Origin of the sequence: Burkholderia sp. MS389 (assembly GCF_016899425.1) — a bacterium.
Classification (GTDB): Bacteria; Pseudomonadota; Gammaproteobacteria; order Burkholderiales; family Burkholderiaceae; genus Burkholderia; species Burkholderia sola.
In genome coordinates this window covers 462,427-488,002 of sequence record NZ_CP045996.1, presented here as the reverse complement: position 1 = coordinate 488,002, position 25,576 = coordinate 462,427, and the positions used below count along the sequence as shown (strand labels likewise).

Sequence of the window (25,576 nt, the reverse complement as noted above, 5' to 3'; positions counted from 1 at the left end):
CCGGAGCCCCTACACGCTTGCCCGGCCCGGCACGGTTTCCGCGGCCGTACTCTCCGAACCGGAAAGCTTCACCGCCACGGCCGCGGCCGCCGTGCTCCCGTAGACGTTGAGCGCGGTTCTTCCCATGTCGAAAAACGCGTCGACGCCCAACAGCAGCAGCACCGCATCGGCCGGCAATCCGATCGACGTGAGAACGATGGTGATCGCGACGATCGCGCCGGACGGCACGTTGGCTGCTCCGTCGATGGTGACGATCGTCAAGATCAAAATCGTGATCACCAGCGGCCAGGACCAGACGAGGTGATAGGCGTCGGCCAGATACCCGACCGCGAGGGCCGTGTAGAGCACCGCGCCGTCGCGATTGAAAATATAGGCGAGCGGCAAGATCGTGGACGCCACGCCATAGGGCACGCCCAGTTCAACCAGCTTCTTCAGGTGCAACGGATAGGTAATTTCGGACGAACGCGTCGTGAACCCCAGGATCAGCGGCTCCTTCACCTTCCTGAGCACGGCGAGCGGCGACTGACCGGCGACGCGAATGACGATGGTCAGCACGACCGCCAGAATCGCCATGCCGAGATAGGCCACGCCCAGCAGCTCGATGAGCGAGTGCGCGCCCGTAAAGCCCTTGGCTGCCAACAACTGCGCGATCGCGGCGAAGATCGCGAGCGGCGACCATGCGATCACCCACTGGATCATCTTGAACAGCCCCGACAGCAGCGCCTCGAAAACGGCAATCGCAGGCTCGGCCCGCTCCGGGGCGGCCGACAATGCGGCGCCGAAAATGACGCCGAAAACGAGCACCGGGAGCGAATTCCCCGCAGCAAGCGCAGCGACGATGTTCGCGGGGATCAAATCGACGAGGAATTTCGTCCAGTCGATGCTGGAAGCAAGCGCGGCGGGCATCGATCCAGAGTGAGTCAGGCTCGCGCCGAGACCCGGTCGAAATGCAAAGTTGAGCAGCAGGCCGCACGAGGCAGCCAGCCCCGTCATCAAAATGAAGAAGGCGATACTGGACAGGGCGACCTTGCCAAGCCGCTCGCGAAGCCGGCCCGCACGGAAGACCCCGACCGTGACCGACAGGAAGATCAACGGCATGACGACCATCTTGATCGCGTGGCCGAACATCGTGCTGAGAAAGCCCAGCTTCGCGGCGAAGCCCGGCGCAAACACGCCGCAAGCGACGCCCAGCACAAGTCCGCCAAACATTTGCATCGGGAGGGAAAGCCCTTTATTTTTCGTGTTCATGCCGTGCCTTTAGCAGTTTTATCCGTGCCGGTGTGCCGTCAACGATGTGATTCCACATATGCTGACGCGCGAGCTCGCCGTCGTTCGCTTCGATTGCGTGAAAGATGTGCAGGTGCTCGATCGTGCCGCGCCGAACGGTTTCCGCGTCGCCACGCGGAAGTTCGTTCAGGGCCAGGGTCTGGGCCCGCAATAAACCATACGCCGACGAGATCCGGACGTTCCGTGCGGCAGCAAACAACTCTTGATGAAACACCCAACCGATACGTTGCTCGAGCATGATGTCCGCGACGTCCCGGTCGATCAGTTCCCGCATTTTTGCCGCGGCCTCGCGAAGGCCTGCCGTTACGCCGGACTTCGCTGCGAGAAACGCTGCGGTACTCTCGAGGGCCAGCCGCATTTCAAAAATTTCGCGAAGATCGCTGGTCGTCGGCGACGCGACATAGGTGCCGCTCTTTTCGATCACGACGACCAGCCCTTCGGATTCGAGCAAATGCAATGCGCTGCGCACCGGCATCTGGCCGAAACCCAGTTCGTCCGACAGGCCTCGGTGAGATACTTTCTGCCCAGGCGCAAGACGGCCGTCAAAGATCCGCGATCGGATCTCGTCGTAGGCCAGTTCTGCATCTGTCGATACTTTCAACGTCATCTGTGATCGCAGTTAGCGTATGATTCAAAAAACAAAACAGGTAGGAAATTACCCTTACTCGCCATGCCCGGCAACTGCTAATTTTGCGAGTGGGTATGTCGAAAGAGAATTGGAAGTAAATCCGCGTTACGAAGAGAGCCGATAATTATATGATTTCACAAGATGTGCGCTTTACCATCTGTGCCGTCCGTGCGGAAGAAACCTATCCCCTCAGGGCCGCCATCCTGATGGCGGGAGATGAAGAGGGAAGCGCGCTACACGGAGATCACGCCCCAACGACGATGCACTTTGCCGTTCGTGACAACGACAGGATCGTTGCGGTGGCATCGGTGTGTAAAGAAGCACAATCCGGCGCTTTGAACACTGAAATGTGGCGCCTTCGCGGCATGGCCGTCGATCCGTCGGTACGCGGCCTGGGATTCGGACGCCTGCTGGTCAATCTGTCCATTCGCCATGTGCGCGAACAGCGTGGCGTGCTGCTCTGGTGCACGGCGCGCGAATCGGCATACCCGTTCTACGAAATGCTCGGCTTTGAGCGGGACCCGATACCGATTTCAATGCATGGCCGCGACGACATGAAATTCTATTTAATGCAACGCCGGATCGAATGCTGAGTTTCGTCCGCGATTGACGTTCGATTGGAATCGGACGCCAAGGTCAGGCGCTGGCTGCCGACCCGGAAAACCGGTTCGTCCGGCGTCCGCATGAGCCGGTTCGCCCGCGTAAAACTATCCGCCGCTCAGCGACACGCGGAAAACCCGCTTGCGGCCAATCGCACCGACATTCAACAATCGCCTTCTCTGTTTCGATTATTGCAACCCGGGAATAAATAGAACGATTACAACCGGGACTGCATGATCGTTGCCCGTCGTGCCAGCCCTTCAAGCCGATTATTCCCTCCCCCCCACCTGAATTCGCTTGCCGTGGTCGAGATCGTCAGCGTGATGGCGCGGATCGCGATAACCCGTCGCCTTCGCGCCGGTTCTTATAAGGGAAATCCCGTAAGGCGCCCGGCGATCAGACGAGATTAACTTATATCAAACAAATTTTGACCGGCATTTATGTTCCTGATATGGTCCTTCCACTTGCAAAGTGCGGCCAGGCCGTATCGGCGCCCGTCGCCGGCGGCTGAACCGGACGCCTAGCCAGTCCGCAAGGACGACCGATGCGACAACCGAGCAAGGGAAATTGTAAGGATCACGAAGTGAGCCGATCCGGCATGCCGATGTGGCGAACATGACGCAGGCCGTCGCGACCGAAACGACGCGCAGGCCATGCGCCGCCCGCTGCATCCGGATACGACGAAAGTCGTTTCACCCCATCCCGAAACTACTCCTGACAGTGAAATGCAGATGAAAAACAAAAAAATCAACATCAGCGTTATCGCTGTTGCCGCCTTCGCAGCATCGTCGGCAGCAATGGCACAGTCGTCGATCACCCTGTACGGCATGCTCGATGCAGGTATCGGTTACACGTCGAACATCAATGGCCACAGTCGGTACGGTCTCGATGGCGGCGCCTCGGGTTCGAACAAGTGGGGCCTCAGGGGCCAGGAGGATCTCGGCGGCGGCCTGCAGGCGGTATTCAAGATCGAGAATGGTTTCAACATCGGGACGGGCGGCATCGGCGGCCAGGGGCCGATCGGTAACACGCGTTCGCTGTTCAACCGCCAGGCGTACGTGGGCCTCGCGTCCAATCAGTACGGCGCGTTGCGCATGGGGCGCCAGCTCGACGCCGTGACGGAAATGGTTCAGGTCCTGACGGGCGACGCCATTTCGGCGTCGACCTTCTCGACGCCGGGCGACGTCGACAACAACGACAACACGACGAACCAGAACAACGCGGTGAAGTACATTTCGCCGATCATCCACGGCTTCCAGGCCGAAGCCGCGTACTCGTTCGGCGGCGTGGCCGGTGCAACGGGTTCGGGGCAATCGTGGTCGGCGGCCGCGACCTACGCTCAAGGTGGCCTGACGGTCGCCGGCGGCTACTTCCGTGCGGCCAACCAGGGCGAGAACGGATGGGTGAACGCAACCGCCCAACCGAGTTTCGGCGGCGCGCTCGGCTATCCGAGTTCGGGCTACAACGGCGGCAATGCGTTCAAGAGCGCGGGCATCGCGCAAGTCGCCGCGCAATACGAGGTCGGTCCGTACACGGCCGGGCTGCGCTACTCGAACGCCCAGTACAAGGGCAACGATGGCCAGCCGTCAATCCACTTCAACGTGCTCGGTGCGCTGCTGCAGTACCGCGTCACGCCGGCGCTGTCGCTGGCGACCGGCTACACGTATGTCTACGGTTCCGCAGCCACGCCCACGCAAGCGGCCGAGGGTCGCACGATGGCCTCGATCAACCAGGTGTCGCTGGGTGCGACGTACTCGCTGTCGAAGAGTACCGCGCTGTATGCGATGGGCGCCTACGTGCATGCGAAGGGTGCGCAGGCTTCCGCTGCCGACTTCGGCAACACGTCGTCGGGCGGCAACCAGGTTCAGGTCAACATCGGCATGTTCCACGGCTTCTGATCGCCGACTCGCGACACCGGAGCAGTGGCGGCATGGCTCCGGTGTCGTACCTCGCCCGGCCTGATCGGCGAACCTAGCCGCCCTCCTGACTCGCCATGCCTTCCATCCACGCCTCGAACGCGGACACGGCCGCATCGTCGGCGCGATCGGCGTTCGTCACCAGCATGTAGTCGTCGGCACGCCAGACGGGCGATGCGATGGGACACACGAGGCGCCCTTCGGCAAGATCGCGCCCGATCAGCGGCAGCGATGCCAACGCCACGCCGAGTCCCTCGATCGCCGCGCCCAGCTGAAGATTCACGTGATCGAATTCGACGTGGCGCGCGGCGCGCAGATCGGGCGCACCCGCTTCCTTCAACCAGTGCGACCACGCGGAACGCGTCGTGGCCGAATGCAGCAGCGTGTGATGACGCAGGTCGGTCACGCTCTGTATCGGATGCTGGCGCAGCAAGGCGGGATTGCAAGCCGGCACACGCGGGTCGGGCATCAACGAACGCGAGACGACGCCCGCGCCTTGCTCGGGACCGGAGCGAACGCCGATATCGAACGCATCGGCGACATAGCGCAGCTTGCGCGACGTCGTCGACACCCTGACGTCGATGTCGGGGTACCGCGCATGGAAATCGGCGAGCCGCGGCAGCAGCCAGCACAGCGCAAAGCTCATCGGCACGTTCACCCGCACGACGCCTGATATCCGGTGCGCGAACGGATTGTGGCGCAGCCGCACCACCGCGGTGCCGAGGCGCTCGAACGCGTGGCTGACGTCGCTCAGCAACGCGGCCCCTTCGTCGGTGAGCACGACGCCACGCGGACGACGATCGAACAACGGCAGGCCGAACCAGTCCTCCAGCAACCGGATCTGTTTTCCGACGGCCCAATGGGTGACGTGCAGTTCCGCCGCGGCGCCGGCGAAGCTGCCGTGCCGCGCAACCGCATCGAAAGCGCGCAGCGCATTGAGCGGGGGGAGTTCGTCCCGGTGCGTCGAAGCACCTCGGCTTTCGTCCATGACGTGACTTTTTCTCTCTGTTGACGGGATTTTAGCTCAATTGAAATGCCTGACATCCCGGTCATAAAATTGCCACGTCGAGCCTGAAAACCACACCGCGAGCGCCTTCCATGCATCGCTCGTACGGAGAGAATGACAATGCGCTTGCCCGTTTTTTCCCCGCCCGTCGCGCGAGAGACTGCACCGTCGAGGCCGCGCGTGCTGTGGCTCTCCTGCGTTGCGCACGCCATACACGACGGCTATACGGACATGATCTACGCGCTGCTACCCGTGTGGCAGTCGGAATTCGGGCTCGACTTCGCGGCCCTGGCTATCCTGCGCGGCGTCTATGCGGGCACGATGGCAACGCTGCAGTTGTCCGCGGGGCGTGTCGCGCAACGTCTGGGCAGCGGCGCGACGCTCGCAATCGGTACGCTGCTCGCCGCGCTCGGCTATGCGATCGCGGGCATGTCCGGCGGCCTGCTCGGGCTGGGCGTCGCGCTCGCGATCTCGGGCGTCGGCTCCAGCACGCAGCATCCGATCGCGTCGGGCGCCGTCTCCCGCGTCTATGGGCGCGACGCGAGAGGTCCGCTGAGCATCTACAACTTTTCCGGCGATCTGGGGAAATCCGCGCTGCCGGCCGCCATTTCGCTGCTCGTGACCATGATGCCGTGGCGTCATGCGCTATGGATCGTCGCCGGGCTGGGCTGCGTCGTGGCCGCCGGCATCGCGCTGTGGTTTCCCGCCGTGCCGCGCGCCGCCGCGCAAACGACGGCAAAAGAGCAAGCGCACGCTCGACGCAGTGGCACAGGGAGAGGCGGATTCTCCGCGCTGTTTTCCATCGGCGTGCTCGATACGGCCGTACGCATGGGACTGCTTACCTTCCTGCCTTTCCTGCTGAAGGCAAAGGGCGTTTCGCCGCAACTGCTGGGAACGGCGCTTGCACTCGTTTTCATTGGCGGTGCGGCCGGCAAATTCATGTGCGGCTGGCTCGGTGCGCGGATGGGGACGGTGAGGACGGTGCTGCTCACCGAGGGCGGTACGGCCGCGTGCATCGTCGCGGTGATCTATCTTCCGTTGACGCTTACCATGGTGCTGCTGCCGATTCTGGGCATGATGCTCAACGGCACGTCGTCGGTGCTGTACGGAACCGTCCCGGAGATGTCCGCGCCCGAGCGCACCGAGCGCGCATTCGCGATTTTCTATACCGGGACGATCGCATCGGGCGCGATCTCGCCCGTCCTCTACGGTTTCCTCGGCGACCGGATCGGTGTGCACGGCGCCACGTATGCGACCGCGTTGACCGCGCTGGCGATTTTTCCGCTCGCTCTCGCACTGCGCCCGCATCTGACAGACCACTCACAGGATGAACGCCATGACGAAGCCTGACTATCCGAGCGTCGCTCTCGTCGGTCCCGGTGCAATCGGAACGACCGTCGCCGCGGCCCTTCATGAAGCCGGCCGCACGCCGGTGATCTGCGGCCGCTCGGCGCACGCGCAGTTGACGTTGCGCTTCGACGGCGGCGAGATCGTCGTGCCCGGGCCCGTGCTGACCGATCCGCAAGCGGTCGACCAACGGTTCGATCTCGTGTTCGTCGCGGTCAAGTCGACGCAGATACCGAGTGCGGCACCGTGGGTCTCCGCGCTATGCGATACGAATACCGTCGTCTGCGTGCTGCAAAACGGCGTCGAGCAGAAAGCCGCCTTCGCGCCGTATGCGGCCGGCGCCACGATCGTGCCGTCGATCGTCTGGTTTCCCGCGCAACGCGAATCGGGCACGTCGGTGTGGCTGCGCGGCAAGCCTCGGCTCACGCTGCCCGATACGCCCGCGAGCGACGTGGTGGTTTCGGCTTTGCGCGGCACGCGATGCTCGCCCGAGGTGGCGGACGATTTCATCTCGCTCGCGTGGCGCAAGCTGTTGCAGAACGCGGTGGCGGGGCTGATGGTACTGACCGGTCGCCGCGCCGGCATGTTCGCGCGAAGCGACATCACCGACCTGTCGCTCGCGTACTTGCGGGAATGTCTCGAGGTCGCGCGTGCGGAGGGGGCGAAGCTCGGCGATGAAGTGCCGCAGGAGATCGTCGATGGATTCCACGGCTTTCCGCCCGATTTGGGAACGTCGATTCTTGCCGACCGGCAAGGCAACCGTCCGCTCGAATGGGACTGCCGGAATGGCGTCGTGCAGCGATACGGACGCACGCACGGCATTCCGACGCCGATCAGCGATCTGGTCGTGCCGCTTCTCGCGGCCGCGAGCGATGGTCCGGGTTAATGCCTCGCCCATAGCGGGGAACGGGCGATCCAGCCGAGCCGCCCGACTCCGCGCTGGACGCGACGTCGATGGCACATGCCACTGCGGCTGCCGTCATGGTCAGCTTCATGGAATCCCGCGCCCAACTCGGCGCTGCTAACGTCTGACAAAAGAGCCGGCTCCCGCCTCCGCAGGAAGCAATCGCCCCTCGCCACCCCCGGCGCGCGCCGCTGCGACATCAATCCCGGAAAAAACTGACCGACCTAACAAATAGTTACCGTTCGTTTCAAAGTTACCCAGATAGTGAGCTACGGCCCGGCTATTCTTCCGTCACCCACAATAACGATCCCACTGGGGGTGACATATGAACAACATGATCAAGAGCGCCCTGTGCGCTGCCTTCGTACCATTCATTCTCGCCGGTTGCGGCGGCGGCGACGACGGTGGCGGCACGCAAACCGGTACGCTGCACGTCGCGATGACGGATGCGCCATCGTGCGGCTTCGACCACGTGTACGTCACCGTCTCGCAAGTCCGCGTCAACGCCAACGCGAACGCCAATGACAACGACGCCGGCTGGTCGACCGTTTCCCTCGCGACGCCGCAGAAGATCGACCTGCTGTCGCTGACCAACGGCGTGCTCGCCGATCTCGGCCAGACCGCACTGCCTGCAGGCCAGTATCAGCAAGTCAGGCTCGTGCTCGCGCAGAACCAAGGCAACACCCTCGCCAACTCCGTCGTCCCGACGGGCGGCACCGAACAGGCGCTCGCCACGCCGAGCGCGACGCAAAGCGGTTACAAGATCATCCAGCCGTTCACGGTCCAGCCCAACACCCTCGTCGATCTCGTGCTCGACTTCAACGCATGCAAGTCGATCGTCCAGCGCGGCAACGGCTCGTACGCGCTGAAACCCGTCGTCACCGCGATCCCGACCGTCGTGAGCGGCGCGATCTCCGGTTACGTCGCCTCCGCCGAAGCCGGCGCGACCGTCTATGCCGAACAAGGCGGCAAGGTCGTCCGCGGCACGGTGGCCGACAGCTCCGGGAAGTTCGTGCTGTCGCCGCTGATCCAGAGCTCGACGCAGGGCAACTACGATGTCGTGATCGTGCAGAACAACTTCGCGTCGGGCATCGTCCGCTCGGTTCCGGTGGTCGTGAACGCGACCACGGCGGTGTCGGCGTCCGCCGCACCGATCACGCTGCCGGCCTCGACGATGAGCACCGTCAGCGGTACGGTCACCGCAAGCGCGAACGCCTTCGTGCGCGCGCCGCAGACGATCGACGCGAACGCGTACGAGATCACGTCGATCAACGCGAACATGGACACCGGCGCCTATGCGCTGTCCGTGCCCGTGGCTGCACCGATCGTCGGCACCTACTCGGGCTCGCTGCCGGTCACGCTGGCCGCGGCGCCGGCCGCCGCAGGCCAATACACGATCGAGGCCGACGCGGCATCGGGCGCGACCCAGTCGGCCAACGTGAACGCAACGACCAGTCAGTCCAACGTCAACTTCAGTTTCTGACGCGCTGACCGCATCATCGAAAGGGCCGAACGGCCCTTTCCTACCAACGGGAGAACGAAGTGAAAAAAGGGGTGATCGCAGTGCTCGCAGCGGCGAGCATGGTGGGCGCGCTCAGCGGGTGCGTCGCCTATGTTCCGGGCCCACCGGTCGTGGTCGCGCCGCAAGGCGGGCCGGGGAATGGATTCTGTCCGCCGGGACAGGCCAAGAAAGGCAACTGTTGACGAAATGCCCGCGCATCGCGGGCATTTTTTCATCCGTCGAATCCGCCATTCCCCGCGTCGTCACTCCGCCATCTTCGGCGGCCATGCATGGGCTTCGGCCTGACAATGCCTGCACCACGCATACAGCGCGTCGTACATGACGAGACCGTGCTCCAACATGGCGTGATCGTCGGCAAACATGTCCGACAGTCCGAGCGAAATCGCATAAAGGCCGCTCGACTGCGGCGTCAGGTCGAGCCGCGACGTATCCGCGCCGCGAATGATGCGGGCCATGTGCTGCAACGCCCGATCGTCAGCCAGACCATACTTGTCGAGAAACGCGTCGAAGCTGCATTGCTCGCCGACGTGCGTCAACTCCACGCCCGGAATGTCGTACGGAATCGCCCCGGTCTCGTCGGCGATCCGCAGCACGTCGCCCGGCGGGACGTACAGAAATTCGGGCGTCTCGTCGATAAAACGGGCAATGAGCCAGGGGCACGCCACCCGGTCGATTTTCGGACGTTGTCGCGTAATCCATTGCATGGCGGCCTCCACGATCAGTGATGCAACAGCGGGTACACGATCAGGCCGATCGCGGCGGCCCCGCCTACGACCATGGGCTCCGACAGCTTCCTGAACCTGACCAGCAGCACGATCGTCGCGAGCGCCATCAACGCGGTGGGCACGTCGACGATCGAACGCCGGGCCAGCACGATCACCGATCCCGTGATCGCGCCGACCGCCGCGGCCGTCACGCCGTCGACGAATGCCAGGATCGCCGGCAGCCTGCCGTACTTCTTGAAGTACGGCGCCGGCAACACCGTGAACAGATAGCACGGCAGGAACGTGCCGGCCGCCGCCACGCACGCGCCCGGCAGCCCCGCCACCAGATAGCCGATGAAGCCGACCGTGATGACGACCGGGCCCGGCGTGATCATCGCGACCGCCACGGCGTCGACGAACTGCTTCTCGTTGAGCCAATGGTGCTCGGTGACCACGCCGCCATAGAGGAACGGCACGATCGCGAGCCCCGAGCCGAACACGAACGCGCCCGCCTTCGCGAAGAAGACGGCGAGTTGCGCGAGCTGCGGCCAGTCGACGATACCGAGCCATGCGCCGGTGGCGGACACGGGCAACGCCACGGCCGCATTGACGCGCCGCTGGCGCAACCACCTCGGCGGCGCGCGCGTGAACCAGACGAGCACGCCGGCCGCGAGAAACAGCCACGCCACTTCGGATTCCGTGATTACCGTCACGGCGACCAGCGCGAGATAGATCGCCCAAAGGAGCTTGTCGCGACCGATGCTTTTCGCGGTCAGCTTGCGCGCGCTGATCGCGATGATGCCGATCACCGCCGCGCCGACGCCGTAGAACACCGACTGCATCCACGTCAGGCCGCCGAAGCGCGTGTACGCGTAGCCGAGCAGCACCACCATCAGAAACGACGGCAGCACGAACGCGATCCCGACCATCGTGGCGCCGACGATCCGGTAGTGCACGTAGCCGAGATAGATCGCCAGTTGCGCGGCAAGCGGGCCGGGAGCCAACTGCGCGAGCGCCAGGCCTTCCTTGAAGTCCGCGTCCGCGATCCAGCGGCGCGTGTCCACGAGGTCCCGATGCATGTAGCCGGCCAGCGCGACCGGCCCGCCGAAACCCGTCGCGCCGAGCCACGCGAAGTACAGGATCAGTTGCCCCAGCGTATAGGCCGGACGGTCGCGATGTGTATTCATGTCGAGGCGGGCAGCGAGGTCAGGGTTTGCGGTTGCCGCGCAAATGCACGTACAACGAATCGAGTACCGCGCCGATCTCCATCAGCAACGCATCGTCGTCGGCCAGACGCTTGCGGGCGCCCGCGAGAATGGCCTCGAATCCGGCGGCTTCCGGCACGGTGGCGCCGCCCACGTCCAGCGCATGCACCATGGCCCCCAGCCGGACGAGTCCGTCGTTGTCGCCAAGCCCGAAGCTCGCGACCAGGACCTCGAACGACACGCGATCGCCCACATGCGTGAACGGCGCGCCGTCGAAATCGAAGCCGAGCGCGTCAGCCGGACAATCGGCAAGGTTGTCCAGCCACACGAAGCGCGCATGCGGATCGATGAAACGCCGAATCAGCCACGCGCTGGCGACGCGATCGACCCACAGGTGACGGCGCGTCGCCCACACCCTGCCCTGATACTGCGCGGGGTCGCGACGGGGAATGCCGCGTTGGGCGGCATGCGGCTCGCCGGGCGAGCGCCGCGCTTCGATCGCGGCGGTGAAATCCCGCCATTGCGCCTGCGCGCGCAGCGACGTTTCGCCGGGAAAGAAATCGATGCTTCGAATGGCATCGTACGTGCGCGCGTGGCGGCGTTGCAGGCGATTGAGATCGGCTGCCGCCAGATCGGACAACGCCTTGCGCGCCTCCGAAAGCTCGGCAAGCCAGTCTGCGTAATCGCCCGCGCGATCGAACAGCGACTTGTATGCTTGTTCGTCCGCGGGATCGTCCGCATGGACGTCCAGCAGCCACGCGTGGCCGTCGCCGTTACGCGCGTCGTCGGCCAGCTCGCGCAACTGCGCCGCCTGCTCGGCATGCGCGGGCAACAGGTAGGCACCGTCGCGCAACGCGCCGCAGCCGAGCGCCTTGACGGTACGCCAGATGCGCATGCGCGCAGTCGCGCCGGAAGTCGGCAGACTGACGATCAGCAGGAGCCACGACGTCGGGGCAGGATTCATGACGGCAGCATAATGGGCCGTCACGAGCACTGCAATTCAGTAGATATCGCTACAACGCTTCGGTGGCAGGCAGTTCCGCTCGACGCGCGGAGCGAGCGCTCGGCCTGACGGCCGGATCGCGTCGTCGCCGGACCGACGCCGCGGGAAATCGTGACGATATCCTGCGAATCGAGCGGTTCAACGCATAAACTGAAAGCACGCCACGGCGAACGCCCCTCGCTCCATCGCACGCTTTCGCCGACACCGCTCCGAATGCAGCCGGACGGCAAACGCAGGCCCACACATGAAACGGCCCCAATGACAATCGATCCCGGCTCCATTCCTTACTATCTCGTCCTTCGGGCCGGCTGGCCACCGTATGTGTTGAATGCGGATCGTCAAGTGCTGCGCCGCCAGGCGAGTCCGCTATTGCTGGCATTCGCGCGCACGCGCGGCGCGATCGCCCATGTCGACGACAGCGCGTGGAACGTCTTCTCCGACAGCGAGGGGCTCACGGTCGTCGAACGTCGCGAGACCGGGTTCTTTTCGCTGGTCGCGGGAAACGAGACCGAACGTCAGTTGCAGTTGCTGACGACGCTCTGACGTCGCCGCCGGGCGTGCCCGTGCGTGCGCCAACCCCGGAATAAATCGACCGCTCGGCAAACGATGCGCGTATGATGAGTTCATCCGCGCGATCAGCCGTCCTTTGACCGTTCGCCCCTCCACCCGCCCGCTTGCTGCATCGCCCCTCCTTCGCGCTGCAACGTTGTCCCCTTCACCCATCGGCCCGCCCCATGACGGGAATACCGGCCGGATGTGTTCGCCCATGCGACTCGTCGTGGCCGAACGCCAGGAGTTCGTCATGAGCATGCACGTCTATCGTGGATTCGAGATTTATCCACTCATTTATCCTCACGTTGCCGCGCTGAACGGCAGCCCGCATAACTACGATGCCGGGTTCGACGCGGCCGTCAAGATTTGCCTGCGCGGCACCACCGATACGCTGACGCAGAGCCAGACCTTCAGATTGCGCGACACGTCCCCGTTCGATAACGCCGGTGACGCGCGTCGAGCGTCGGTGCGCTATGCCGAGAACATCATCGACGACAATCGTGGCAAACAGGGATTCTTCGCCAGCGCGTGCTGACGCGGCTCGTCAACGCCACATAGTGTGTTGGTATTTTGGAGGTCGAAATGATCATCGACGAACTGCTCGGCTTGATCAGCCGGCGTGAAGTCACCCGGATCGACACCGCCGTGCCTGCCGGCCTCGCCGATTCGGCGATGTGCCATCAACCCGAGCTGCACATGTTCATGGCGGTACGTGCGCTATCGATCGGCGCAGGCTATTCGGAATTCGAATCCGACGAGATAGCCAGCGCCGTCATGACGCGGCTCGGCTAGCTTTCCGTTCCCACCTCTTTCCAGACAGAATCTACATGACGACAATCACGCCGAAGCTGAACGAACCGATCGATGTCACGCTGCGGCGATTCCGGCGCGACATCGAGAAAACCGGACTGATTCGCGAGCTGCGCAGTCGCACGAGCTACGAGAAGCCGACGACGGAGCGCAAGCGGAAAAAAGCCAGCGCCGTTGCCCGACAGCGCTTGCAGGCGAAGCGCCTGTTGCCGCCCCGAAAAATGTACTAGCACGCTGTTGAAAAGTGCCTCGTCGTCGTTGCCGATCATGCTGCGGCGCGGGTTGATCGCGTGTTGCTCGTCGTCCGGCGTCTAGCTGCGGCCGCGCAGACGTGTGCAGCCCCGTGACAGGATGCAGCGACCGACCATGAAGGCCGCGGGCCGACTCGACCTCATCGTCTCCACGCAGGCACGCCCGCGACACACGATGCGCGACGTCCGGTGATAAGCTCGACGTCGACGCGCCGTCGCGCATCCCGCCACCCGACCGACCCTACGCCTCCCGCGAGTCCGCCCATGCCCATCGCTCCAGCTGTCGTCTCTGCCTTCACCCCCACCGGCAAGCTCCGCGCCTCGATCAACCTCGGCAACCCGATCCTCGCGAACCGCGACCCGGCAACGGGCGAACCGTTCGGCGTATCGATCGACCTCGCCCGTGCATTCGCCGAGCGCCTGTCGGTCGACCTCGAACTCGTGGTGTTCGACGCCGCCGGCAAATCGGTGCAGGCGCTGACTGACGAGCGCGCCGATTTCGGCTTCTTCGCGGTCGATCCGTTGCGCGGCGAAACGATCGCGTTCACCGCGCCGTACGTGCTGATCGAAGGCTTCTATCTCGTGCCGGACGCATCGCCGATCCGCACCAACGCGGACGTCGACCAGCCGCACAACCGCGTGGCCGTCGGCAAGGGCAGCGCGTACGACCTGTTCCTCACCCGCGAACTGAAGGCCGCGACGATCGTGCGCGCACCGACGTCGCAGGCCGTCGTGGCGACGTTCGTCGAGCAGCAACTGGAAGTGGCGGCCGGCGTGAAGCAGCAGCTCGAAACCGACGCCGCGAAAACGCCCGGCCTGCGCCTGCTCGACGAACGCTTCATGGTGATCCGGCAGGCGATGGGCGTGCCGAAGAGCCGTGGCGACGCCGCCGCCGCGGCGCTGAGCGCCTTCGTCGAGGAAATGAAGGCGTCGGGCTTCGTCGCCGATTCGCTGCGCCGGCACCGCATCACGGGCGCATCGGTCGCGCCGGCGGCCTGATCGAAAACCGCGTGCCGTCGCGCTGGCCGCCGGGATCGTCCGGCTCGCGGCGCAGGCGTGCGATTTCAGCACGCGCCTGCCCGATCCTCGCGCGCATGACGAGTGCAACGTCGCGGCAACGCAGCATCGCCCGCCTATAGGCACAGGACAGGCGCAAATGGCGCAGCGGCGCCGGCCATCCCGATCCGGCGACCGCCGAACAGGCGACGTGCTGCTCCGCACAAACCGGCAGCGGGTTGCGCCGGCTTCGGGCACGCAGCGCCACCGGCGCAGTCGCCGGCGCGCCCGGCCCGCGACCTGGCGCTAGCGCAAACCCGAACCCGGTTGCACTGTTCATCGCCATTCTGGTCCTGTATCGTCCTCCCATCCCCGATTGCGAAACCGCTGCATGGGAGGCTTACGATGCGAAAAAAGAATGCTGCAGCCGTCTGGATCCTGATCGCGATGGTGGCAGGCATCGCGATCGGCTACATGGTCTTCACGAGCTTTCCGGACAAGAAGGCCGCCGCTGAAATCGCCGGGTACATCTCGCTCGTCTCCGACGTGTTCCTGCGGCTGATCAAGATGGTGATCGGCCCGCTCGTCTTCTCCACGCTGGTGGTCGGCATCGCGCACATGGGCGACGCGGCCTCGGTCGGACGCGTGTTCGCGAAAGCGTTCGGCTGGTTCGTCACCGCGTCGCTGGTCTCGCTGCTGCTCGGGCTGCTGATGGCGAACCTGCTGCGGCCCGGCGACAATCTCGGCTTGCCGCTGCCGGACATCGGCGCATCGGCGAACCTCGCGACGTCCAAGTTCACGTTGAAGGATTTCGTCGGCCACATGGTGCCGAAGTCGTTCGCCGAGGCGATGGCGAACAACGAAATCCTGCAGATCGTCGTGTTCTCGATGTTCTTCGGCGTCGCGCTCGCCGCGCTCGGCGAGCGCGGGAAGATCCTCATCGCCGCGATCGACCAGTTGTCGCACGTGATGCTCAAGATCACCGGCTACGTGATGAAGCTCGCGCCGCTCGCGGTGATGGCCGCGATGGCCGCGACCGTCGCGGTCAACGGGCTGTCGGTGCTGCTGAAGTTCGCGGTGTTCATGGGCGACTTCTACGTCAGCCTGTTCCTGCTCTGGGCATTGCTCGTGTGTGCCGGGCTGTTGTTCCTCGGCCGTCGCGTGTTCAAGCTGCTGCTGCTGATCAAGGAAGCATTCATGCTGTCGTTCGCGACGGCCAGCTCCGAAGCCGCGTATCCGAAGATCCTCGACGCGCTCGACCGCTTCGGCGTGAAGCGCAAGATTTCGAGCTTCGTGATGCCGATGGGGTACTCGTTCAATCTCGACGGCTCGATGATGTACTGCACGTTCGCGTCGCTGTTCATCGCACAGGCGTACAACATCCACCTGTCGCTCGGCACGCAGATCACGATGCTGCTGGTGCTGATGCTCACGTCGAAGGGGATGGCCGGCGTGCCGCGCGCGTCGCTCGTCGTGATCGCGGCCACGCTGCACCAGTTCGGGCTGCCGGAGGCCGGCCTGCTGCTGATTCTCGGCGTCGACACGTTCCTCGACATGGGCCGCTCGGCCACGAACGCGGTCGGCAACTCGATCGCGAGCGCGGTGGTCGCGAAATGGGAAGGCCAGCTGCTGTCGGAAGCGGAAGCCGAAGCCAACGCGGCGCGCATCGAAGCGGAACAGGAAGCGACGATCGCACATCCGACCGAAGTCTGACGGAGGCCCGGCGATGAAGATGCAGCGATTCTGGCGTGCGCTCGCGCTCGCGGGCCTGCTTGCCGCGGGCGTGACCACGCACGCGGAAGATGCACCGTCGACGCTGCCGCGCGTCGAACCGTTCGCGCCGGCCCAACTGACCGGCACGCTCGCGAAGGTGCGCGGCAGCGGCACGATCGCGCTCGGCTATCGCGACGCGTCGATCCCGTTCTCGTACCTGAACGCGCGCAACCAGCCGATCGGCTATTCGATCGAGCTGTGCAAGGCGCTCGTGTCGTCGATCGAGGATGCGATCAACAAGAGCCTGACGATCCGCTGGGTGCCGGTCACGTCCGACAACCGCATCGACGCGGTGGTCAGCGGCAAGGTCGATCTGGAATGCGGCTCCACGACCAGCAACCTCGAGCGCCAGAAGCGCGTGGCGTTCTCGCCGATCTTCTTCGTGGCCGGCACGAAGGTGATGGTGAAACGCGGCGCGCCGATCCGCTCGTTCCGCGATCTCGCAGGCAAGAAGGTCGCGGTGACGGCCGGTACGACCAACGAGAAGGCGCTGCGCGACCTGAACGAGCGGTTCAGGCTCGGGATCCAGCTCCAGGTGGTGCCCGATCATGCGCAGGGCTTCGCGCTCGTCGCGAACGGCGGCGCCGACGCGTTCGCGACGGACGACGTGCTGCTGTACGGCCTGATCGCCGAGAACGCGAGCAAGGGCGGCCAGTACGACGTGGTGGGCGATTTTCTGTCCTACGACCCGTACGGCATCATGTTCCGCAAGGACGATCCGCAGCTCGCGCAGGTCGTGAAAACCACGTTCCAGGAACTGGCCGCCGACGGCGAGATCGCGCGGCAGTACAAGCGCTGGTTCCTGCGTCCGCTTCCGTCGGGCTTGAGTCTCAACCTGCCGATGAGCCCGCAACTGGAGACGATCATCGAGGCGATCGGCGTCAACGGGAATTGAGCGCCGCGCCATCGTCGACATGAATGACGAAACGAGAGCGGCCCGGATGCCTCACCCGGCACCGGGGCCGCTTGCCGGGTGCAGCGTGTTCAGCCGACCCGCGCCGCGCCCTGCTGCGCCGCTTCCGCACCTTCGCTGGCCGTTCGCGCCAGCACCGGCTTCAGCGCCTGCCCGGTATGGCTCGCGCTCACCTTCGCGAGCGCTTCCGGCGGCGCCGCCGCGACGATCGTGCCGCCGCCCACGCCGCCCTCCGGGCCGAGATCGATGATCCAGTCGGCTTCCGCGATCACGTCGAGGTCGTGCTCGATCACGACGACGCTATGCCCCGCATCGACCAGCCGGTGCAGCACGCGAATCAGCTTCGCGACGTCGGCCATGTGCAGGCCGACCGTCGGCTCGTCGAGCACGTACAGCGTGTGCGGCGCCTTCTGGCCGCGGCGCGTGATGTCGTCGCGCACCTTCGTCAGTTCGGTGACGAGCTTGATGCGCTGCGCCTCGCCGCCGGACAGCGTCGGCGACGGCTGGCCGAGCGTCAGGTAGCCGAGCCCGACATCCTTCATCAGTTGCAGCGGATGCGCGATGTTCGAGATCGGCGCGAAAAATTCCACCGCCTCGTCGATCTCCATCGTCAGCACGTCGCCGATGTTCCGGCCGCGCCACGTGACGGCGAGCGTTTCCGGATTGAAACGCTGCCCGTGGCACACGTCGCACGGCACCTTCACGTCGGGCAGGAAGCTCATGCCGATCGTGCGCACGCCTTGCCCTTCGCACGCGGGACAACGCCCGTCGCCGGTATTGAACGAGAAACGCGACGCCGTATAGCCGCGGGCGCGCGCTTCGAGCGTATCCGCGAACAGCTTGCGGATCGTGTCCCACACGCCGATGTAGGTGGCCGGGCACGAACGCGGCGTCTTACCGATCGGCGTCTGGTCGACTTCGAGCACGCGATCGATCTGCTCCCAGCCGCTCAGCGACTCGCAGCCCTGCCACGCATGCGTGACGTTCAGCGACGGCCGCGGTGCGCTGCGCGCGAGCACGCTCGAACGGCGGTTGGTGGCCGGCGCATCCTGCTGCGCGGCCTTGCGCGCACGCCGCGTGGCCGGCGACGACAGTACCGACCGGCCGACCGCGTCGAGCAGGTTCGTCATCAGCACGTCGCGCGCGAGCGTCGACTTGCCCGAACCGCTGACGCCCGTCACCGCGACGAGCCGCGCGAGCGGAATGCCGACCGTGACGTCGCGCAGGTTGTGCAGTCTCGCGCCATGCACGGTCAGCCACGCTTCCGGCACGGCTTCACCGCCCTTCTTGCCCGGCAGGCTCACGCTGCGGCGTGGCTGCAGCGGGTGCAGCATCGGCTGCGCGAGCAGGCGCCCCGTGACCGAATCCGGCTGCGCGGCCAGATCGCCCACCGCGCCTTCGGCGACCAGCTTGCCGCCGCGCTTGCCTGCGCCCGGGCCGATGTCGATGATGTGATCGGCACGACGGATCGTGTCCTCGTCATGCTCGACGACGACCAGCGTATTGCCCTTGTCGCCGAGCTTGCGCAATGCGTCGAGCAGGATCTGGTTGTCGCGCGGATGCAGGCCGATCGTCGGCTCGTCGAGCACGTAGCACACGCCCTGCAGGTTGCTGCCGAGCTGCGCGGCCAGCCGGATCCGCTGCGCTTCGCCGCCCGACAGGCTCGGCGCCGCGCGGTCGAGGCTCAGGTAGCCGAGCCCGACTTCCTCGAGAAACGCGAGGCGGCTGCCGATCTCGCTGACGATGTCGCGCGCGATCTGCGCGTCGCGCCCGGTGAGTTCGAGCGCGTCGATCCAGCGGCGCGTGTCCGACACCGTCCACTGCGCGACCTCGACGATCGGATGCGCGTCGAACGTGACCGCGCGCGCGGACGGGTTCAGCCGCGTGCCCTGGCAATCGGGACACGGCTCGTTGCCGACGCCTTCCGGCTCCTGCTCGTCCGACGGCAAGGTTTGCTCGCGGCCGCGATCGTCGCCGGCGAGCACCGTGTCGTCGTATGCGGCGCGCTGTTCGCGCGTGAGCGTGACGCCGGTGCCGACGCAGGTCGTGCACCAGCCGTGCTTGCTGTTGTACGAGAACATCCGCGGGTCGAGCTCCGGATAGCTCGTGCCGCACACCGGGCACGCGCGCTTGACCGACAGCACCTTGACCGCGCCGACCTGCGCGGTCGAATGATCGTTCTGCATCGCATGGTGCAACCCGTCGAGCGGCGCGAGCAGATGCATCACGCCCTTGCCGAGCTCGAGCGTCTCGTCGAGCCTGCGCCGCAACTCGGCCTCGTTGTCCGGCGACACGACGAGATCGGCCACCGGCAATTCGATCGTGTGCTCGCGGAAGCGGTCGAGCTTCGGCCACGGGTCGACCGTGACGAATTCGCCGTCGACGCGCAGATGCGTGCTGCCGCGCGCCTTCGCCCACTTCGCGAGATCCGTATATACGCCCTTGCGGTTGACGACGAGCGGCGCGAGCAGCCCGACGTGCTCGCCGCGATGATCGCGCAGCAGTTGCGCGGCGATCGATTCGACGGACTGCGACGTGACCGGCGTGCCGTCGTGGATGCAGTGCTGCAGGCCGAGCTTCACATACAGCAGCCGCAGGAAGTGCCATACCTCGGACGTGGTCGCGACCGTGCTCTTGCGGCCGCCGCGCGACAGCCGCTGCTCGATCGCGACGGTCGGCGGAATGCCGTACACCGCGTCGACCTCGGGGCGGCCGGCCGGCTGCACGATCGAGCGCGCATACGCGTTCAGCGATTCGAGGTAGCGGCGCTGGCCTTCGTGGAACAGGATGTCGAACGCGAGCGTCGACTTGCCGGACCCCGACACGCCGGTGATCACGTTGAACTTGCCGTGCGGGATGTCGACGTCGAGCGCCTTCAGATTGTGCTCGCGCGCGTTGACGATGCGCACGACGTCCTCGCCTTCGATCGCCCGGCGCGCGCGCGCCGCGTTCAGCACGGCCTGCAGCGGTACACCTTCGTCGGCGCGCACTGCGTCGCCATCCATCTCGCGGTCGTACTGCAACAGCGCCACGCCGGTATGCGATTCGGCGCACGCCTTCACGTCGTCGGGCGTGCCCGCGCACAGCACGAGGCCGCCGCCGTCGCCGCCTTCCGGGCCGAGATCGATCAGCCAGTCGGCCGCGCGGATCACGTCGAGGTTGTGCTCGATCACGATCAGCGAATGGCCGGCCGCGAGCAGCTTGCCGAACGCCTGCATCAGCTTCGCGATGTCGTCGAAGTGCAGGCCGGTGGTCGGCTCGTCGAACATGAACAGCTTCGCGCGTGCGATGCGCGCCTCTTCCGTCGCGACCCGGCGCCCGTTGGCCGCCGCCGCCGATTCGGCGAGGAAGCCGGCGAGCTTCAGGCGCTGCGCTTCGCCGCCCGACAGCGTCGGCACCGGCTGGCCGAGCTTCACGTATTCGAGGCCGACGTCGACGATCGGCTGCAACACGCGCAGCACCTCGGCATCGGTCGCGAAGAACGCGGCCGCTTCGCTGACGGTGAGATCGAGCACGTCGGCGATGTTCAGCGCACGGCTGTCGCGCTCGATGCGCACTTCGAGGATTTCGGCACGATAGCGGCTGCCGTCGCAATCCGGGCAGCGCAGGTAGACGTCGCTCAGGAACTGCATTTCGATATGTTCGAAGCCCGAGCCGCCGCAGGTCGGGCAACGGCCGTCGCCCGAGTTGAAGCTGAACGTGCCCGCACCGTAGCCGCGTTGCAACGCGAGCGGCGCCTTCGCAAACAGCTTGCGGATTTCGTCGAACGCGCCGACGTAGCTCGCCGGGTTCGAGCGCGTGGTCTTGCCGATCGGCGACTGGTCGACGAACACGACGTCGCCGACCTGGTCGGCGCCCGTGAGGCTGCGGTACGCGCCCGGCGATTCGGTCGCCTTGCCGTGGTGCCGCGCCATCGCCGGATACAGCACGTCCTGCAGCAGCGTGGATTTGCCGGAGCCGGACACGCCCGTCACGCAGACGAGCCGCTGCAGCGGAATCTCGACCGTCACGTCGCGCAGGTTGTGCTCGGTCGCGCCTTCGAGCACGATGCGCGGCGTGTTCGCGTCGACCGGGCGACGCGCCCAGTTCGACGCATGTGCGACCTGCTTGCGGCCGCCGAGATACTCGCCCGTCAGCGTGTGCGCGGAACGAATGTCGCCCGGCGTGCCGTCGTACACGATCGTGCCACCGCGCTCGCCCGGGCCGGGCCCCATGTCGATCAATCGATCGGCCGCGAGCATCACCGACGGATCGTGCTCGACGACGACCAGCGTATTGCCCGCGTCGCGCAGCCGCTGCATCGCCTCGACGATCCGCGTGAGATCGCGCGGATGCAGCCCGATGCTCGGCTCGTCGAGCACGAACAGCGTTTTCGTGAGCGACGTGCCGAGCGCGGTCGTCAGGTTGATCCGCTGCACCTCGCCGCCCGACAGCGTGCGGCTCTGGCGATCGAGCGTCAGGTAGCCGAGCCCGACGTCGCACAGGTATTTCAGGCGCGTGCGCACTTCGGCGAGCAGCAGCTTCAGCGCATCGTCGAGCAGCGCGCTCGGCAGAACGATATCGTCGAAGAAGCGGCGGATGCGCTCGATCGGCAGCAGCATCAGGTCGTGCACGGTCAAGCCCGGCAGCGCTTCGAGCTGCGCGCGGCTCCAGTCGACGCCGCGCGGCATGAAGCGATCGGCCGGCGCGAGCACGCCGTCGGCATTCTCTTTCGAGCCGAGCCGCCATTGCAGCGATTCCGTCTTCAGGCGCGCGCCGCCGCACACGGCGCACGGCGTGTAGCTGCGGTATTTCGACAGCAGCACGCGGATGTGCATCTTGTACGCTTTCGATTCGAGGTAACCGAAGAAGCGCTTCACGCCGTACCACTGGCTCTGCCACTTGCCGTTCCAGTCCGGCGAGCCGTTGACGACCCAGTCGCGCTCGGCGTCCGTCAGCTCGGACCACGCGACGTCGCGCCGGATGCCGGCCTTCGCCGCGTAGCGCATCAGGTCGTCCTGGCACTCTTTCCACGCAGGCGTCTGCATCGGCTTGACTGCGCCGCCGCGCAGCGTCTTGCGCGCGTCGGGAATCACGAGGCCGAGATCGACGCCGATCACGCGGCCGAAGCCGCGGCACGTTTCGCACGCGCCGTATGCGGAGTTGAACGAGAACAGCGCTGCTTGCGGCTCCGCGTAGCGCAAGTCGCTGTCGGGATCGTGCAGCCCGGTGGAGAAACGCCAGATCACCGGCTCCGCCACTGCGTTTTCCGCTTCGGGCGCGAGCACATACACGTTCACGCGGCCACCGCCGCGCTTCAGCGACGCCTCGATCGCCTCGACCACGCGCACCTTGTCGGCCTGCTGCACGCGGAAGCGGTCGGCCACCACGTCGAGCAGCTTGCGCGGCCCGGTGGGCGACGCGACTTCGCGCTGCGCCTGCACGCGCGTGTAGCCGCTCGCCGACAGCCACTGCGCGATTTCCTCGTCGGACACCGCTTCCGGCAATTCGACCGGGAACGTGACGACGACGCGCGGATCGTCCGCCTGCGTACGCGCGACGAGTTCCGCGTAGATCGTTTCAGGCGTGTCGTGCCGCACCTGCCGCGCGGTCTTGCGGTCGAACAGCTCGGCCGCGCGCGCGTACAGCAGCTTCAGGTGATCGTTCAGCTCGGTCATCGTGCCGACGGTCGAGCGCGAACTGCGAACCGGGTTGGTCTGGTCGATCGCGATCGCGGGCGGCACGCCGTCGACGCGCTCGACCTGCGGGCGATCCATCCGGTCGAGGAACTGCCGCGCATACGCGCTGAAGGTTTCGACGTAGCGCCGCTGGCCTTCCGCGTACAGCGTGTCGAACACGAGACTCGACTTGCCGGAGCCGGACGGGCCGGTGACGACCGTCATTTCGCCGGTGCGCAGGTCGAGATCGAGATTCTTGAGGTTGTGCTGACGTGCTCCGCGAATGCGGATCAGAGTGCTGGATGACAATTTGCCTGCCCGTCTGAATGAGTTAGCCGGAATTCACTGTGCCGCCGCGCCGCGGCGGATGCAGCACGGGTGATGCCCGCGCCGATCGAGTTCGACGAATACTATACTGTACATTCATACAGTTTTCCATTGACGGCTGCTGCCATCGGCACGACGGCCGTCTGGCCCCGACATGTTGCGTACCGGTGGCCCGAAATCGCGATTCGATCTATCGGCCCGTTGCATGGGCAAGTAAAAAATTCCTTCAAAAAAGATGGGTCCGTCTCTTTTTACCGGGCGCGCAATTCATACGATGAATTCACAAAATGTCACAATCTTGTTCATTACCGATGACTTATATTCCTTAACCGTTTGTTTCAATCGCATCAAAAAGCAAACGTTTGCCTGCTCGCACAGCCATGTTTGTCGTTTCAGTCGGGCAGGCCGATCACGATACCCGGGGGCACGCATGCGCATATTGGTTGTGGAGGACGATCCCGTTCAGGCGGAGGAAGTGCAAAGCGCACTTTCCCCTTATTGCCACACGATCAAGGTCGTCGTCGATGGAGAGCAGGCGCTGCGCTACCTGCGATCCGAATCCGTCGACGCCGTCGTGCTCGATTGGCACTTGCCCAGCCTGACCGGCATCGAAGTCCTGAACTGGATCCGTACGCGTGCGGATGTCGAATACGGCGTGCTGTTCCTCACCAGCCGCGTCGAGGAACTCGATGTCGTCAGGGCGCTGGAGGCCGGCGCCGACGACTATCTGAGCAAACCATTCCGCGCCGAAGAGCTCGCCGCGCGGGTCAATGCGCTGTTGCGCCGCGTCGCGCGCAACGTGAGGCGCGACGAGCCGATCCGGGCGGGCGCGTACGTGCTGGACCCGGTGGAGCGCGCGGTCCGGCTTCGCGATGCCAAGATCGAATTGACGACGAAGGAATTTCAACTCGTCGCGTGCCTGTTTCACAATCTCGGCAAGATCATGTCGCGCGAGTTGCTGGCGACCACGGCGTGGGGGCGGGAACTGGGAACGGAGTCGCGTTCGCTTGATACGCATATCTACCGGATTCGGCAGAAACTGAAACTCGGGATCGAGAACGGCTTGCGCCTTTCCGCCATCTATACGCTCGGTTATCGACTGGATCAGATCAAGCCTGCCGCCGAAGCTTCCACCGACGTTCGTCGCGACGTAGGCATGCTGATGGAAAGCCGCGCGTGAGTTTCGTTGCAGGTGGGTGGCGCCTCCGGCAGGAGGCGCGGCTCCCGGCATGCGCCGGCGCTTCGTCACGCAACGAGGCGGGCTTCCGCGGCAATCGCAATCTCGAATCTCGCGCGGGCGCCGCAACGGCATTGCCGATGCCGATCGTCGCATTCCGCACCACGACGAACCGCATCCGCACGGCGCCTGATATACGCCGGCTGACGCGCCGAATTCCCTTGCGCCGCACGCCGACGTAAGCACCGCCCCGCGTTCGATTTGAATTCCCATTCATTTCAGAACGTCGCCTGACCAGCGAACCTCCGATGCCTCCCGGCGTTTGACACCGACGCGTGTCTGCTGCTGCAAGACAGCTTGAACCGTCTACGTACGACCCCATCCAATCCATCGCGATGATGGCAGCGTCGTCACACGTTAACAATCATTCAATGCGTGACAAATGTTTGCTTTTTGATTCGAAGGTCCTCTCCTAATATCTAGCATCACAAGGATCATGCAATTAAAGACTTTTATATCAGTTGGCAAATGATCGATTCTCCACGCGGAAATCGGCATTCACCAATCCATAAAAATCACCGCAAATACCCGGCCAGAACTATTCGCATAGACGAATTTATTCATCCAATAATCAAGATCGCATATTGAATTGGCAAGTGTTCCGACTGCCCCAGTTACAGTAACGGCGGCCTGCCGCCGAGCAAGATTTTTTCATGCCGAGATACAGAAATGGAAAACCTCATGAAGCGGTCGGTGATCGCCGCGAACGCGTGGCGTTGTCACGCGATCGACTTACCCGGCCCGCCCCAATCCCATTCGAGGCCCGACACACTGTCGTGGTCGCATCCGATCATTCCATTCCGATATTTCGACGGCCATGCGCCGTCGAAGTCGCCGAGCGGCGTTCCCGCTCAAGACCCGCTTGCAGCGCCATGGACGACACCTCGCATCGTCGGCCATGGACAGCGCAAGATCTCGATCAACCGCCCATGACGCAA

Annotated in this window: 23 protein-coding genes; 15 read left to right on the top strand and 8 right to left on the bottom strand. The window is 64.9% G+C overall.

Annotated features, from left to right (window positions below; all coding sequences use genetic code 11):
* Positions 1 to 9: 9 nt before the first annotated feature.
* Positions 10 to 1,248, bottom strand: coding sequence for a dicarboxylate/amino acid:cation symporter (locus GJG85_RS31825; protein WP_050013503.1), 1,239 nt, complete (start codon positions 1,246 to 1,248; stop codon positions 10 to 12).
* Complete coding sequence (locus GJG85_RS31820; RefSeq protein WP_050013504.1) at positions 1,232 to 1,894, bottom strand: GntR family transcriptional regulator; 663 nt, start codon at positions 1,892 to 1,894, stop codon at positions 1,232 to 1,234. The genes GJG85_RS31825 and GJG85_RS31820 overlap by 17 nt, the downstream gene beginning before the upstream one ends.
* A 149-nt stretch (positions 1,895 to 2,043) precedes the next feature.
* Between GJG85_RS31820 and GJG85_RS31815 the strand changes: the two genes are divergently transcribed.
* Together GJG85_RS31815 and GJG85_RS31810 are read left to right on the top strand one after the other, a co-directional pair.
* Complete coding sequence (locus tag GJG85_RS31815; RefSeq protein WP_050013505.1) at positions 2,044 to 2,508, top strand: GNAT family N-acetyltransferase; 465 nt, start codon at positions 2,044 to 2,046, stop codon at positions 2,506 to 2,508.
* A 738-nt stretch (positions 2,509 to 3,246) separates the two neighbouring features.
* On the top strand, positions 3,247 to 4,413 hold the full coding sequence (locus GJG85_RS31810) for a porin (RefSeq protein ID WP_050013642.1): 1,167 nt from the start codon (positions 3,247 to 3,249) through the stop codon (positions 4,411 to 4,413).
* Positions 4,414 to 4,486: 73 nt separating this feature from the next.
* Here GJG85_RS31810 and gcvA read toward each other — a convergent pair whose 3' ends face one another.
* On the bottom strand, positions 4,487 to 5,419 hold the full coding sequence (gcvA, locus tag GJG85_RS31805; protein WP_050013506.1) for a transcriptional regulator GcvA: 933 nt from the start codon (positions 5,417 to 5,419) through the stop codon (positions 4,487 to 4,489).
* A gap of 138 nt (positions 5,420 to 5,557) precedes the next feature.
* On the opposite strand from gcvA, the gene GJG85_RS31800 reads away from it, so the two are divergent.
* The 3 genes from GJG85_RS31800 to GJG85_RS31790 all read left to right on the top strand — a co-directional run bounded on the left by GJG85_RS31800 (position 5,558) and on the right by GJG85_RS31790 (position 9,171).
* A complete protein-coding gene (locus tag GJG85_RS31800; RefSeq protein WP_204384777.1) occupies positions 5,558 to 6,787 on the top strand; it encodes an MFS transporter in 1,230 nt (409 codons plus the stop codon).
* A complete protein-coding gene (locus GJG85_RS31795) occupies positions 6,774 to 7,670 on the top strand; it encodes an oxidoreductase (protein ID WP_204384775.1) in 897 nt (298 codons plus the stop codon). The genes GJG85_RS31800 and GJG85_RS31795 overlap by 14 nt, the downstream gene beginning before the upstream one ends.
* A gap of 343 nt (positions 7,671 to 8,013) precedes the next feature.
* On the top strand, positions 8,014 to 9,171 hold the full coding sequence (locus tag GJG85_RS31790; protein ID WP_204384774.1) for a DUF4382 domain-containing protein: 1,158 nt from the start codon (positions 8,014 to 8,016) through the stop codon (positions 9,169 to 9,171).
* Between the two features lie 281 nt (positions 9,172 to 9,452).
* Here the strand turns inward: GJG85_RS31790 and GJG85_RS31785 are convergent, their stop codons facing one another.
* Genes GJG85_RS31785 through GJG85_RS31775 form a run of 3 tightly spaced genes read right to left on the bottom strand, consistent with a single transcriptional unit; the run spans position 9,453 to position 12,083 of the window.
* Positions 9,453 to 9,914 (bottom strand): chromate resistance protein ChrB domain-containing protein, encoded by a 462-nt coding sequence (locus GJG85_RS31785; RefSeq protein ID WP_089490068.1) that lies wholly within the window; start codon positions 9,912 to 9,914, stop codon positions 9,453 to 9,455.
* Between the two features lie 14 nt (positions 9,915 to 9,928).
* Positions 9,929 to 11,101 carry a chromate transporter gene (locus GJG85_RS31780; RefSeq protein WP_050013511.1) on the bottom strand — a complete coding sequence of 391 codons (1,173 nt, stop codon included), beginning with the start codon at positions 11,099 to 11,101 and terminating at the stop codon, positions 9,929 to 9,931.
* Between the two features lie 19 nt (positions 11,102 to 11,120).
* Positions 11,121 to 12,083: a chromate resistance protein ChrB domain-containing protein gene (locus GJG85_RS31775; protein WP_089490070.1), complete on the bottom strand. Its 963-nt coding sequence runs from the start codon at positions 12,081 to 12,083 to the stop codon at positions 11,121 to 11,123.
* A gap of 297 nt (positions 12,084 to 12,380) precedes the next feature.
* Between GJG85_RS31775 and GJG85_RS31770 the strand changes: the two genes are divergently transcribed.
* From GJG85_RS31770 to GJG85_RS31750, 5 genes are all read left to right on the top strand, one after another.
* Complete coding sequence (locus tag GJG85_RS31770) at positions 12,381 to 12,665, top strand: hypothetical protein (RefSeq protein ID WP_050013512.1); 285 nt, start codon at positions 12,381 to 12,383, stop codon at positions 12,663 to 12,665.
* Between the two features lie 259 nt (positions 12,666 to 12,924).
* Positions 12,925 to 13,209, top strand: coding sequence for a hypothetical protein (locus GJG85_RS31765; RefSeq protein WP_050013644.1), 285 nt, complete (start codon positions 12,925 to 12,927; stop codon positions 13,207 to 13,209).
* A 47-nt stretch (positions 13,210 to 13,256) separates the two neighbouring features.
* Positions 13,257 to 13,466 carry a hypothetical protein gene (locus tag GJG85_RS31760; protein ID WP_050013513.1) on the top strand — a complete coding sequence of 70 codons (210 nt, stop codon included), beginning with the start codon at positions 13,257 to 13,259 and terminating at the stop codon, positions 13,464 to 13,466.
* Positions 13,467 to 13,501: 35 nt separating this feature from the next.
* Positions 13,502 to 13,714, top strand: a complete 213-nt coding sequence (gene rpsU / locus GJG85_RS31755) for a 30S ribosomal protein S21 (protein ID WP_050013514.1) — start codon at positions 13,502 to 13,504, stop codon at positions 13,712 to 13,714.
* A 285-nt stretch (positions 13,715 to 13,999) separates the two neighbouring features.
* Positions 14,000 to 14,734 (top strand): ABC transporter substrate-binding protein, encoded by a 735-nt coding sequence (locus GJG85_RS31750; protein WP_089490071.1) that lies wholly within the window; start codon positions 14,000 to 14,002, stop codon positions 14,732 to 14,734.
* Here GJG85_RS31750 and GJG85_RS35135 read toward each other — a convergent pair.
* Complete coding sequence (locus tag GJG85_RS35135) at positions 14,703 to 15,071, bottom strand: hypothetical protein (protein WP_239469035.1); 369 nt, start codon at positions 15,069 to 15,071, stop codon at positions 14,703 to 14,705. The two genes, GJG85_RS31750 and GJG85_RS35135, sit on opposite strands and share 32 nt — an antisense overlap.
* A 65-nt stretch (positions 15,072 to 15,136) precedes the next feature.
* Here GJG85_RS35135 and GJG85_RS31740 point away from each other — a divergent pair, with 65 nt between their 5' ends.
* A complete protein-coding gene (locus GJG85_RS31740; protein ID WP_050013516.1) occupies positions 15,137 to 16,444 on the top strand; it encodes a dicarboxylate/amino acid:cation symporter in 1,308 nt (435 codons plus the stop codon).
* A 13-nt stretch (positions 16,445 to 16,457) separates the two neighbouring features.
* Entirely contained in the window at positions 16,458 to 17,399 is a 942-nt protein-coding gene (locus tag GJG85_RS31735; protein WP_050013517.1) for an amino acid ABC transporter substrate-binding protein, read from the top strand.
* 89 nt (positions 17,400 to 17,488) lie between these two features.
* On the opposite strand, the gene uvrA is transcribed toward GJG85_RS31735, so the two are convergent.
* On the bottom strand, positions 17,489 to 23,383 hold the full coding sequence (gene uvrA, locus GJG85_RS31730) for an excinuclease ABC subunit UvrA (protein ID WP_204384772.1): 5,895 nt from the start codon (positions 23,381 to 23,383) through the stop codon (positions 17,489 to 17,491).
* Between the two features lie 448 nt (positions 23,384 to 23,831).
* Here uvrA and GJG85_RS31725 point away from each other — a divergent pair, with 448 nt between their 5' ends.
* From GJG85_RS31725 to GJG85_RS31715, 3 genes are all read left to right on the top strand, one after another.
* On the top strand, positions 23,832 to 24,581 hold the full coding sequence (locus GJG85_RS31725; RefSeq protein ID WP_204384771.1) for a response regulator transcription factor: 750 nt from the start codon (positions 23,832 to 23,834) through the stop codon (positions 24,579 to 24,581).
* Positions 24,578 to 24,820 (top strand): hypothetical protein, encoded by a 243-nt coding sequence (locus GJG85_RS31720; RefSeq protein ID WP_124630083.1) that lies wholly within the window; start codon positions 24,578 to 24,580, stop codon positions 24,818 to 24,820. Before GJG85_RS31725 ends, GJG85_RS31720 begins: the two co-directional genes overlap by 4 nt.
* A gap of 487 nt (positions 24,821 to 25,307) precedes the next feature.
* On the top strand, positions 25,308 to 25,571 hold the full coding sequence (locus GJG85_RS31715; RefSeq protein ID WP_124630082.1) for a hypothetical protein: 264 nt from the start codon (positions 25,308 to 25,310) through the stop codon (positions 25,569 to 25,571).
* Positions 25,572 to 25,576 lie beyond the last annotated feature (5 nt).

What these genes read in the sequence shown, in the direction of transcription:
- gcvA (WP_050013506.1), bottom strand. Translation starts at nt 5,419, where the DNA reads ATGGACGAAAGCCGAGGTGCTTCGACGCACCGGGACGAACTCCCCCCG.
- GJG85_RS31825 (WP_050013503.1), bottom strand. Translation starts at nt 1,248, where the DNA reads ATGAACACGAAAAATAAAGGGCTTTCCCTCCCGATGCAAATGTTTGGC.
- GJG85_RS31785 (WP_089490068.1), bottom strand. Translation starts at nt 9,914, where the DNA reads ATGCAATGGATTACGCGACAACGTCCGAAAATCGACCGGGTGGCGTGC.
- GJG85_RS31790 (WP_204384774.1), top strand. Translation starts at nt 8,014, where the DNA reads ATGAACAACATGATCAAGAGCGCCCTGTGCGCTGCCTTCGTACCATTC.
- GJG85_RS31735 (WP_050013517.1), top strand. Translation starts at nt 16,458, where the DNA reads ATGAAGATGCAGCGATTCTGGCGTGCGCTCGCGCTCGCGGGCCTGCTT.
- GJG85_RS31740 (WP_050013516.1), top strand. Translation starts at nt 15,137, where the DNA reads ATGCGAAAAAAGAATGCTGCAGCCGTCTGGATCCTGATCGCGATGGTG.
- GJG85_RS31800 (WP_204384777.1), top strand. Translation starts at nt 5,558, where the DNA reads ATGCGCTTGCCCGTTTTTTCCCCGCCCGTCGCGCGAGAGACTGCACCG.
- rpsU (WP_050013514.1), top strand. Translation starts at nt 13,502, where the DNA reads ATGACGACAATCACGCCGAAGCTGAACGAACCGATCGATGTCACGCTG.
- GJG85_RS31780 (WP_050013511.1), bottom strand. Translation starts at nt 11,101, where the DNA reads ATGAATACACATCGCGACCGTCCGGCCTATACGCTGGGGCAACTGATC.
- GJG85_RS31750 (WP_089490071.1), top strand. Translation starts at nt 14,000, where the DNA reads ATGCCCATCGCTCCAGCTGTCGTCTCTGCCTTCACCCCCACCGGCAAG.
- GJG85_RS31815 (WP_050013505.1), top strand. Translation starts at nt 2,044, where the DNA reads ATGATTTCACAAGATGTGCGCTTTACCATCTGTGCCGTCCGTGCGGAA.
- GJG85_RS35135 (WP_239469035.1), bottom strand. Translation starts at nt 15,071, where the DNA reads ATGAACAGTGCAACCGGGTTCGGGTTTGCGCTAGCGCCAGGTCGCGGG.
- GJG85_RS31795 (WP_204384775.1), top strand. Translation starts at nt 6,774, where the DNA reads ATGACGAAGCCTGACTATCCGAGCGTCGCTCTCGTCGGTCCCGGTGCA.
- GJG85_RS31725 (WP_204384771.1), top strand. Translation starts at nt 23,832, where the DNA reads ATGCGCATATTGGTTGTGGAGGACGATCCCGTTCAGGCGGAGGAAGTG.
- GJG85_RS31760 (WP_050013513.1), top strand. Translation starts at nt 13,257, where the DNA reads ATGATCATCGACGAACTGCTCGGCTTGATCAGCCGGCGTGAAGTCACC.
- GJG85_RS31810 (WP_050013642.1), top strand. Translation starts at nt 3,247, where the DNA reads ATGAAAAACAAAAAAATCAACATCAGCGTTATCGCTGTTGCCGCCTTC.
- GJG85_RS31715 (WP_124630082.1), top strand. Translation starts at nt 25,308, where the DNA reads ATGGAAAACCTCATGAAGCGGTCGGTGATCGCCGCGAACGCGTGGCGT.
- GJG85_RS31765 (WP_050013644.1), top strand. Translation starts at nt 12,925, where the DNA reads ATGAGCATGCACGTCTATCGTGGATTCGAGATTTATCCACTCATTTAT.
- GJG85_RS31770 (WP_050013512.1), top strand. Translation starts at nt 12,381, where the DNA reads ATGACAATCGATCCCGGCTCCATTCCTTACTATCTCGTCCTTCGGGCC.
- GJG85_RS31820 (WP_050013504.1), bottom strand. Translation starts at nt 1,894, where the DNA reads ATGACGTTGAAAGTATCGACAGATGCAGAACTGGCCTACGACGAGATC.
- GJG85_RS31775 (WP_089490070.1), bottom strand. Translation starts at nt 12,083, where the DNA reads ATGAATCCTGCCCCGACGTCGTGGCTCCTGCTGATCGTCAGTCTGCCG.